General features: G+C 40.8%; 7 protein-coding genes. 1 reads left to right on the top strand and 6 read right to left on the bottom strand.

Annotated features, from left to right (window positions below):
- Positions 1–32: 32 nt before the first annotated feature.
- The 6 genes from ACYIA1_RS00665 to ACYIA1_RS00640 all read right to left on the bottom strand — a co-directional run bounded on the left by ACYIA1_RS00665 (position 33) and on the right by ACYIA1_RS00640 (position 10,108).
- On the bottom strand, positions 33–1,568 hold the full coding sequence (locus tag ACYIA1_RS00665) for a sulfatase family protein (RefSeq protein ID WP_480334035.1): 1,536 nt from the start codon (positions 1,566–1,568) through the stop codon (positions 33–35).
- A 203-nt stretch (positions 1,569–1,771) separates the two neighbouring features.
- Positions 1,772–3,319: a sulfatase family protein gene (locus tag ACYIA1_RS00660; RefSeq protein ID WP_146376276.1), complete on the bottom strand. Its 1,548-nt coding sequence runs from the start codon at positions 3,317–3,319 to the stop codon at positions 1,772–1,774.
- 49 nt (positions 3,320–3,368) lie between these two features.
- A complete protein-coding gene (locus tag ACYIA1_RS00655) occupies positions 3,369–4,856 on the bottom strand; it encodes a RagB/SusD family nutrient uptake outer membrane protein (RefSeq protein WP_122383112.1) in 1,488 nt (495 codons plus the stop codon).
- Between the two features lie 18 nt (positions 4,857–4,874).
- Complete coding sequence (locus ACYIA1_RS00650) at positions 4,875–8,180, bottom strand: TonB-dependent receptor (RefSeq protein ID WP_057327965.1); 3,306 nt, start codon at positions 8,178–8,180, stop codon at positions 4,875–4,877.
- A gap of 250 nt (positions 8,181–8,430) precedes the next feature.
- The gene (locus ACYIA1_RS00645) at positions 8,431–9,276 is read right to left on the bottom strand and encodes a FecR family protein (RefSeq protein ID WP_005868648.1); all 846 of its coding nucleotides are present in this window, start codon (positions 9,274–9,276) and stop codon (positions 8,431–8,433) included.
- 235 nt (positions 9,277–9,511) lie between these two features.
- Positions 9,512–10,108, bottom strand: a complete 597-nt coding sequence (locus tag ACYIA1_RS00640; RefSeq protein ID WP_057319427.1) for an RNA polymerase sigma factor — start codon at positions 10,106–10,108, stop codon at positions 9,512–9,514.
- A 268-nt stretch (positions 10,109–10,376) separates the two neighbouring features.
- Between ACYIA1_RS00640 and ACYIA1_RS00635 the strand changes: the two genes are divergently transcribed.
- Positions 10,377–11,636, top strand: a complete 1,260-nt coding sequence (locus ACYIA1_RS00635; RefSeq protein ID WP_005868650.1) for a putative DNA modification/repair radical SAM protein — start codon at positions 10,377–10,379, stop codon at positions 11,634–11,636.
- Positions 11,637–11,644: the final 8 nt, after the last annotated feature.

Raw genomic sequence — 11,644 nt, 5'->3', positions numbered from 1 at the left:
AAATTACACAAACGTACAAAAAACAGAAATTATCACCAATAATACTTCCGGGCTATCTCAGCCATAGTCGGATATTTACTATCCTCATCGTCATATTGTTGTTTCAACATCAATAGTTTTGTCTTCAACTCTTTAATCAACGCCTTTTTCGATGGGTCGTTATACAGGTTCTTCATTTCCATTGGATCCTCTTTCAAGTCATACAATTCCCATTCGGGAGTTCTGGACTCATTCTTGGTCCCGGTCATTCCCAACGACTCTCCATAATAGAATATCAATTTATAGCGATCCGTACGGATACCATAGTTGGCTGTCACGTTATGGTCGTTATCTGCATTCATCCAATAGCGGTAATACATAGCCTGTCTCCAATTAGCTGGGGTCTCATTTCTCAAATTCGAGCGGAAACTTTCTCCCTGCATTTGGCTAGGCTTGTCCACTCCGGCATAATCCAAAAATAGAGGAGCGAAATCGATGTTCAATGTTATATCCTTATTATCCGTGCCGGGTTTGATTTCTTTCGGATAACGGATAACGAATGGCATACGCAGGCACTCCTCATACATCAATCGCTTATCAAACCAACCATGTTCCCCCAAGAAGAAACCTTGGTCACCCGTATACATGATAACCGTATTCTCAGCCAAGCTATTATCGTCCAAATATTTCAAGATACGCCCTACGTTCTCGTCGATGCCAGCGATACAGCGTAAATAATCCTTGATATATAATTGGTAAGCCCAATGACGCAGCTCATCCCGGCTCATGTCCGTAGGTATATCCGTTTTCACATCCGTCTGCCTCAAATGCTCCATGCTCATCCGTAGCAACTCCGCATACTCTCCCTTGCCCTCATATGTGTCCAATAAATTCTCCGGCTCCGGGATCGTTACATCTTTCAATAAATCCTTGAAACGCTCAGCGGGTGTCCACGGTCTGTGAGGAGCCTTGAAATGGCACATCATAAAGAAAGGCTTGCTCTTATCTCGATTTTCCATATATTTGATAGCCTCGGAACCAATCACATCCGTGGAATGTCCTTTATAAACCTTTCCACCTTTGTGATCCACTCTTGGATCGTCTCCCCATTCTCCCTTCTCTATCAATTGTGGATCTATATAACGTCCCTGTCCCGGAAGGATGTTGTAGTAGTCAAATCCGGTAGGTTCAGCGTGCAAATGCCATTTACCAAAGATGACCGTTTGGTAACCTGCCTGCTGCAAACATTTAGCCACATTGGGATGATCCGGATTCAGCGGATCTTGCAAGGTATAAACCCCATTCTTTTGACTATATTGACCGGTGATAATCGCTCCACGGCTAGGAGTGCTTATCGAGTTTGTCACAAAACAATTCCGAAGGATAGCGCCTTCATGCGCTATCCTGTCGATATTGGGTGTCGGCAAAATATTAGATAAGATGCCGCCGTAAGCACTTACCGCCTGCGAAGCATGATCATCAGACATGATGTAGATAATATTCGGTGCCCCATTCTGTGCTATTGCTGTTTGAACGGCACTAAGGTCATACAGACAAATGCTTGAAAGTAAAAGATATTTGTATCTCATGACATTTTGTATTAATTTATTACAACTAAACTTCTAAATAACAAATCTTTAAAAGATTCATAAAACGACTAATACAAGGCTTCCCAAGTGAATAACTTATCACTTCCAAACTCGTAAGCTAACGGCTGGGGGTAGCCGCAAGCTTGCGGCTTGACAAACCGTAAGTTATTCACTTGACAAGCCTTGAATCATACATTCACAGATTAATAATTCCCTTGATTCCTATGATCCGTATGAGGTCTCACAGTTCGTTTCAAAGGAATATTCATTCCATCCGTAGATTCCAACCAATCATAAATGCGACCATTCAATTGCTTGATAACCTCTTTATATTCAGGCTCTGCAATTAAATTAGTTGTTTCATACGGATCATTTTGTAAATCATAGAATTCATTCGTGTCCCAAACCCCATGATAACGTATGTACTTGTATCGGTCGGTACGAATACCATGCATCGTAGGTGTCTGCGGAAATTCATATTCCCAATAATATTCATAGAAAATATGATCTCGCCAATCCACCAGCTCTCCTCTAAGCAATGGCAAAAAAGAATACCCTACCATTTGCTTAGCCTTATCCAAACCAGCACATGCCATTATTGTAGGAGCCACATCAACATTTTGCACCATGTTTTCTATAACCTTACCACCTTCAAATAAGCCGGGACAACGAACTAGCATAGGAACCCGGACAGACTCCTCATAAAATTGTCTCTTGTCAATCAATCCATGCTCTCCCCATGCGAAGCCATTATCACCCATATAAATCACCAACGTGTTATCATCCAATCCTGCCTCTTTTAAATAATCTAGGACAGAGCCAATACTTTCGTCCACGGAACGCAGGGTCTCGCAATATTTGCGGACTTGAACATCCCAAGGACGACCATGATAAGAATAATCTACCCCATGCCAGCTTTCTCTTTGATTTTTAACCCAATTAGGAGACATTTTCTCTCCATAATAATCTTTTCCTGAAGCAGCTTTTCCGGTTTCCTCATGAATAGTCGGTAAATCTTTAACACCATAATAAGGGGTATTGATTGTCTGAGGTAATACTAACTCCTTGTCTTTATAACAATCTTTATGTCGTTTTGCCGCAGAGAAATTATCATGTACGCCCTTATGAGATAAATAAACGAAAAATGGTTTATCCGCTTGTTTCTGATTCTTCATAAACAGGATCGCATGCTCAGTTAACAAATCCGTAACATAGGTACTGTCTTTATACTGAATCCATTCTCCATTTGTATTAATACGGGGGTTATAATATTCTCCTTGTCCTTTAAATCCTTCCCAATGGTCGAATCCTGGCTGGGGAGCACCCGAGTCATTTCCCATGTGCCATTTTCCAAAGAAAGCTGTTTTATATCCGTTCTCTTGCAGGTATTGAGGAAAAAAGATCAACCCTTCGGGAAGAGGGGCGGTATTATCAACAACCTTATGACTATGCGAATACATACCTGTCAATATAGAAGCCCGGCTGGGTGAGGAGAGAGAAGTCGTGACAAACGCATTTTTAATATGCGCTCCCTCTTTTGCCATCCGATCCATACTGGGTGTTTCCAGCCAAGGGATAGTTCCCATGAATCCCATATAATCATACCGATGGTCATCCGAAAGAATGAAAACGACATTTAAAGGCTTTATACCAGAAGAAGTATTTTCCGCTTTCTGATTTTCAGGCTGTCCTGCTAGACATTGACTTGCGATAGTCAATGCCAACAGCGTGTTATTAAATCTTGCATCCATAGAAAAGAATTATTTTGGAGCTGTAAAATATACAGCTCCGAATTCATAATTAGTCCCAACCCGGATTTTGAGTTAACTCAGGATTCAAATCTAATTCTCGTTGAGGAATAGGCATTAGAGTCATGTGATCTTTTATGTTACTAGCGATATCCGTCTTATTTTTTTCGGCAACTTTCGCTTCGTATGCACTATGCTCTTTCATCCGTTTTATAAATGTACCTGTACGAACTAAGTCAAACCAACGATGCCCTTCTATCGGAAATTCCAAAAAACGCTCATTCAGTATTGCTTCCCTAAATGCATCTTTGGACAAGCCCGAATAATTCCCAGAGGAATCTCCAAACGCACGTTCCCGAACACGGTTAAGAATTTGGTGGGCCTTTGCGGACTCTCCGATTTCATTTAATGCTTCAGCATACATAAGCAAGGCATCTGAATAACGAATGATATGCATATTGATTTCACAGAATTTAATGGCAGTTATACCCTCTTGCCAATACTTGCCAAACAAAGGAATGCTTGATATTAATTCTTTTCCATTTGTAGGATTCGTATAATGAGTCCTTAAATTCACAGCTTTCCGCTTGTCATTTTCTTTAAAAGCATTATTTAACTCCATTGTTGGAATATCAGCTTCATTCGAACCTGTTACACCAACAGTTTCAGGTATAGAATATTTCGGGCCTGTCAAGCTCATCTCATCATTGTGAGGAAATGGGTCTGGTTTATATTCTATATAAAGCACAGCTTCTTTCCCAACTTCAGTATCCAAGTTCCAATTATCCCCATAATTCGTATGCAGACCATATCCATAAGCACCTTCCTGCTCTACTACTTCCGCTAGTTTTTCCTTCGACTTAGCAAAATCGCCTTTTGTCAAATAGACTTTTCCAAATAAGATTTTTGCGGCACCTTTGGTTGCTCGTCCAGCATCCGTAATCTTATATTCAGAAGGAAATGGGAGACTATTCTCTGCTTCTGTCAGATCTGATATGATTTGCTCATAGATCTGCTCTTTCGAGACTCTTGGTCCCATTGCGTCATCAATATTTTCCAATTGAGTTATTAATGGAACATCCCCAAAAAAGCGAACCAAGTTAAAATAATAAAGGGCGCGCAAGAATTTAGCCTCTGCGATAAATCTTTTTTGCAAATCAGGATTCATTGTAATGGATGGAATATTATTAATCGCGGCATTTGCTTTCATAACCCCCATATAATTATTTTTCCACATATCCCTGATAAATGTATTCTCGGGTGTATGACGCAGAAATTCTAAATTTTGCAAAAAGGCATTTGGCATTCCTAGACCATTCTTCATTCCGTCACATGTCAGATCACATAGCATATACATAGCACGGCTATAAATGCTATTAAGCTGTTGATAAGTCGCATCAACCGCCGCTTGTGCATCTTTCTGGCTTGTGTAAAAATTATCTACAACCAACCTATCTATAGGCTTTTCATCTAAAAATGAGCATTGTGTATTGAATAATGCGATTATTGATATGCAGCTGCATATTATGATTTTTTTCATGACTATACAATTTAAGAGTTACTTAATATCTAACTTTACACCGAGCATAAACGTACGAGATTGGGGATAACCTCCGAAATCCTCTCCACTTTCAAGCGTTGAAGCACCACGATAACTAACTTCCGGATCATATCCTCTATACTTCGTCCATGTCAACAAATTCTGTCCGGTCACATATATACGTAGCCCTTGGATATGTTTGATATTTACTTTCGGGAAGCTATAAGAAAGAGACAAGGTTTTTAGTTTCAGATAGGATCCATCTTCTATAAATCGGTCGCTTACCAACACATTTCTATTTGTTGTTGCCTTTGGATAAATATTGCTGGGATTTTCTGGTGTCCAACGATTTACCATGTCCGCATAAGCATTTTGTCCACCGGTAGGAGTCTCCAGTTCCATCGCATTATAATTAAGGATCTTGTTTCCAACCGAATATTGCAAGAATACATTCAGTTCAAATCCCTTATAAGCAAAAGTATTCGTTAAACCTCCAAAAAACTTCGGATTCGCATTTCCTAATATTTCCCGGTCATTAACAGCATCAACTTTACCATCTCCATTCAAATCCTTATATCTCCGTAAACCCACTCCTATGGGCGCAGCCGAGGAAGTTTGTTGTTTGCACTCTTCCTCATTTTGGAAAATGCCATCAAAACGATATCCATAGAAAACACCGACAGGCTCACCAACAATTAAGCGACGCACAGATCCTGTTTTTAAGTGTCCGTCACCTTCTGCCATCTCTTTATACTCTTCTCCTCCTAACTCAAGCACTTTATTTCTATTGAAAGAAATATTAAACGCTGTTGTCCAGCTAAAAGGACCTGTCAAATTATCGCTTTCTATTGATAACTCATAACCATGATTCTCTAAGCTTCCGATATTTTTCAGCATGGTATCATAACCAGAGGTATAAGGAATCGCTACATTATATAAAAGGTCGGTTGTTTTCTTCTTGTAGTAATCCATAGTTACACGTAACCGATTATTGAATAATCCAAGATCCAAACCGACATCAAACTGTCCAGTACGCTCCCATTTCAAATCGGGATTAGGTATCTTATTCGGGAAAAATCCAGATACCAATTGATTACCCAGAATCCAATTGCTTGTACCTAGTGTGGCAAGAGACTCATAAACTCCGATCTCCGTATTTCCCGTAAAACCATAACTGGCTCTTAACTTCAAGTTTGAAATCGTTTCTTTTACTGATTCCATAAAAGCTTCTTCGGATATACGCCATCCTGCGGATGCGGAAGGGAAGAATCCATATTTATTATTCGCGCCAAAACGGGAAGAGCCATCAACACGAGCATTTAGAGAAAATAGATACTTATGTTTCAATGTATAGTTCACACGTGCCAAATAAGACATCAAGCTCCATTGTGTAGCATTTGATTCCGGTTTATTGTAAACGGAACCGGCTCCTAAATTATTCCATTGCATCACATCATTCACGAAATTAGAAGAGGAAGCCATGACATATTCCCTATTGTTTCTTTGCATTGTGAAGCCACCCAACAAACTCAAATCATGATCTTCCGCAAATGTCTTATTCCATGTCAATGTGTTTTCATTCAACCAATTTATGCTTTTATTTACACCTACATAAGCAGATGCCACACCTCCTGACTGATAGATATTGGAGGGGGTATATCTATTTGTTTTATGATACATGATATCCGTACCCAGAGATACCTTTAAGCGTAGATCCGGAATAATCTCCCATTGAGCGTAGATATCACCTAACAGGCGAGATGTAGCATTGTTGAATTTTTGCTCTTTAGCTGTCGCCACAGGATTGCGGTACAACGTACCCGGCACATTGACCTGCGTATATGCGCCAGTCAATTCATCCTCAAAAACAGGCTGTATCGGATTCATCTTAATCGCACCGGAAACAACGCCATCTTCTCCTCCCGTATCAGTAGCTACCGCATTATTAATCGTATGGCTTGCTGTCATATGGGTTCCGACATTGAAGTTCTTAAATATTTTGCGATCTAAATTTAGACGGATCGAGTAACGTTTAAAGTCCGAATTTTCAATAATTCCCTTTTGATTCAAATAATTGCCTGATATCGCATATTGTGTCTTCTCGTCACCACCCGAAAAACTTAATTGATATGTTTGCGTACTTCCTCCACGAAAGATCTCGTCTTGCCAATCCGTCCCATTACCGATCTTTGCGATCTCAGATAAAGCCGTAGCATCATAATAGGGTTTCAATCCATCATTTGCATAAGCCTCATTCACTAATTTCGCATAATCTTGCGCATTCATGACATCTATCTTTTTGGATACGTTTGATATTCCAAAACTTGCCTCAAAAGAGATAATATCCCGTCCCTTTTTACCGCTTTTTGTTGTGATCAATACGACACCATTCGCCGCACGTGCTCCATAGATCGCCGTGGCGGCGGCATCTTTCAAGATCTCTATAGACTCAATATCTGATGGATTCACTGTAGACAAACCACTCATCTGTGTCTTACCACCCGTATTACCGAAACCACTACCACTATAAACAGGGAAACCATCGATAACATATAGAGGCTCGTTTCCACCTTGCAAAGAACTACTGCCACGTACCCGAATAGAGGCTACGGCTCCCGGCATACCAGAGGTTTGGATTACTTGCACACCAGAGGCTCGACCGACTAAACCTTGATCGATAGAAGTCATGGGCGTTTGCTGTAATTCAGCTGTTTTAACAGAAGATACAGCACCCGTTAAATCACTCTTCTTCACAGAACCATAGCCAATGACAACAACCTCATCAATATTTTGGGTATCCTCAGTCAGTTGGATTTTAAGGGAACGTTGCTTGCCTATTTTTACTTCTTTAGTCATGTAACCGATATAAGATATCAGAAGTATATCCTTTTCCGACGCATCTAAACTGAAATGCCCATTCATATCGGATATGCTACCTATAGAGGAACCTTTTACGATAACATTTGCACCAATGATGGGTACATTCGCTTGATCGGTAATGATACCTGTAATTTTACCATCTTGTTGGACCATCCGAGGCTGTTCATTTTTCTTGTAGATTATGATATGTTTATCATCGATTGTATAAGACAAACCTTGTTTACCAAGAATGCCATGCAATACTTGGTTGATACTTTGCTTATTAGCCTTCACAGAGATCTTCTCATTAAGATTAATCTCATCATTCTTATACCAAAAAGAGTATTCACTTTGGTGCTTGATCTCTTCAAGCGCCTCCGAGATAGTAACATTGTGCAGATTCAATGATATTTCCGCTACTTGAGAGTAACCCGTTTTCGCGGATGCGCAAAATAAGCTGAGCATACATAGTACAACAGATAGTCTCATGATGTTATATGTTTTTTTTAGGTTAACATTAGGCATATAATGCCTTGTGTGTGAAATAAATTTCATACTTTTGCAATGATTTAAAGTTTTTAATTGTGTTGCGATAATTAAGACTTGAGTCTTTAGAAACGGAAGATGTTGGTAGCATTTTCCGTTTTGTTTTTCTCTATTCCCTCTTTTTTCTATTTCATAGGCATATCGATTTAACGTTTATAACTCATTTGATTTACTTTTTCGAGATCGTGATTTGATCCCCTTCTATCTCATACTTTATAAGTCGATTAGCGGTCATGACCCGGAGGATTTGGTCTATGTTCTCTCCCCGTACGAAATCACCGGTAAAAGCTGCGTTCCTCAAATCATTCCCGAGGATCTGTATCCTTACGTTGAAACTCCTTTCCAGTTGCTTAGCGATTTTCTCTAGTGGATAGTTGGTGAAATAGAATTTACCACAAATCCACGAAGTATAACTTTGTAATCTCACTTCTCTCTTGATAAAGCGATGTGAGGCTTTCATATATTTTATTTGCTGTCCCGGCATTATCTGGATGAGATTTTTAGTGTCAAGTCCGACACCGACTTTCCCTTCCGCTAAAGTCACCTCTATATTATCATCGTCATCATAGGCCTTCACATTAAACTTCGTTCCTAATACTTTCACCTTAACATTTTCAGCGCTAACGATAAAGGGATGCTCCTTGTCGTGCGATACCTCGAAGAATGCCTCACCGTTCACCTTTACCTCCCTCTGCCCGGAGACGAAAGCTGTCGGATAACTCAATGTCGTACCGGCGTTGAGGATCACTTTCGTGCCGTCAGACAGGACTACGGAGGATCGCATTCCCATCGGATTCACCATCTCTACCATTTGGCTGTTCAGTTTCTTGTAACCTTCATGGAAAGAGATATAATTGGAGATGCTGAACAAAAGCGTGACGGAGGCGGCGACCGCAGATATTCTCAACCAAAACCTTCTGCGCAAGCTGCGTTCGATACGGTTGTTGACCTCTAGGAAGATATCTTCCCTCATTGCGTCACCCATTTGCTTTATGATCTCTTTTCTTGTCTCCATATTTCGTCTTTCTTATAATGAGGAGTAAGGATCGATGAAATTCGTTTAAAGAGAAAGACGTTTTTTTTAAAATGTTTGAAATATGTCCTAGATGCATAAAACATCCAAATAATTGTCGTGTAGAAAGTCATTTTCACCTAGTATTACTCCCTTCTGTGTAGAATATATACTTTAAGTGCTATAGGATATATACTTCAAGTGCCTTGAAATATATACTTCATTGGCTAATTTGATTTTATTGGAAAATGGATATTAATATGAAAACAAACGAAATATCAGGAAAATCCGATTTCAACCGTTTTATTAACTTCTCCACCGCAATCTTCATTTGCACTCGGACCGTACTCTCTTGGATGGATAGGATTTTAGCGACCTCCTTGGTACTTAATCCTTCCTCACGGATCATCAAGAATATTAGGCGACATTTTTCGGGAAGCTCATCAATTGCCAGATTAAAAAGTTCCCGCATTTCTTGCGATTCCAACATACCCTCAGGAGTAGCTTCTTCCTCTGGTTCAAATGAATATAACTGATCCATCTGGATTTTATTGACACTATTGCTTCTTGAAATATGACGAAGCGCTTCGTTGCGTACCGTTATATACAAGTAAGTATCTATATTGTCTATCTCTTTTAAGCGTGCTTTTGATTTCCAAATGGAAAAGAACACGTCGGACACGACCTCCTTGCAAGCCTCTTTCTCTCCAAGGCAATAATACGCAAAACGGAATACCTGATCGTAATACAAATTATAAAAGCGCTCAAATGCCCCTCTGCCGTCTGAAGAAACAGAGGATAACAAGTTCATAATATTTTGTTTAGATACTTTCATGCCCTTTTATACTTAGAGAAAAAGCGGGTTGTCGCCTACACTTCGTAAGGTATCGCCAGAGACCTATGCACACGTAGACAAGCAACCCGCAGATATAGCGAGGGCTTGTGCCTTGTGTGCTGTTAAAACTGGCGATTTCAACGAAGTAAGGCACTTCCAAAATTTTCACGATACAAATATAAGGTTTTTATCACATTTAAATCTCTTTAAAACGTACTATTGATTTCTGTGAGATCATTATCTTTGTACGAAACATATCGGTGAAATTATGGACGAGAAAGTGCTCGAGAAATTGAAAATCTTGGCCGAGTCGGCAAAATATGACGTATCCTGCGCTTCCAGCGGAACCTCCCGTTCGCATAAGAGCGGGGCTATAGGAAGTGCCGCGGGATGGGGTATTTGCCATAGTTTCGCTGAGGACGGACGGTGTATCTCGCTTTTAAAGATCATGCTGACGAATTATTGTATGTATGATTGCGCCTACTGCATCAACCGGCGAAGTAATGATTTACCGAGAGCTACGCTTTCCGTTACCGAGTTGGTGAATCTTACGATCGAGTTTTACCGACGTAATTACATTGAAGGATTGTTTTTAAGCTCCGGCGTGGTCCGAAACCCGGATTACACGATGGAACGGTTGGTGAGAGCCATCAAGGATTTGCGCCTCGTACATCACTTCAATGGATACATACATATGAAGAGTATCCCCGGAGCCAGCCAAGAATTGGTAAATGAGGCTGGGCTTTACGCCGATCGTTTAAGCGTGAATATAGAGATCCCGAATGAGGCGAGCTTGCGGACTCTAGCTCCGGAAAAGGATTTTAAAAGCGTATTTGCCCCTATGCGTTATATCCAACAAGGTGTATTACAAAGCGCCGAGGAACGCAAGCGTTTCCGGTATGCCCCACGATTCGCTCCCGCCGGGCAAAGCACGCAGATGATCGTTGGCGCTACGGCGGATACCGACAAGGATATACTTCGTCTATCATCGGCCTTATATCAGAGACCTACGATGAAGCGTGTTTACTATTCGGGATTCATTCCGGTAAATGCGTATGATAACCGTCTTCCGGCACTTACCACGCCTCCGCTGGTCCGTGAGAATCGTTTATATCAAGCGGATTGGTTATTGCGTTTTTATCAATTCAAGGTAGATGAGATTGTCAATGACGCATATCCGGATCTGGATCTAGACGTGGACCCGAAGTTGGCTTGGGCCCTGCGGCATCCGGAGGTCTTCCCGGTAGATATCAATAAAGCGGATTACGAGATGCTTCTTCGGGTTCCGGGAATTGGCGTGAAATCGGCAAAGATCATAATCGTTTCCCGGCGTTACGCTAATCTCGGTTCAGAGCAGTTGAAGAAAATAGGAGTGGTCATGAAAAAGGCTAGCTATTTTATTACTTGCCGGGAACTCCCGACGCAGACCGTGAATGAGGTCAGCCCTGAAACCGTCCGGCAACTATTGACGAGAAAGAGCGGAAAGAAAGTAGACGATCGGCAGCTTATACTGCCTTTTATAGATTAACGCCTGTT

The organism is Parabacteroides sp. KHUB-02, from assembly GCF_056640955.1.
This window is presented reverse-complemented; position numbering and strand designations above follow the sequence as displayed.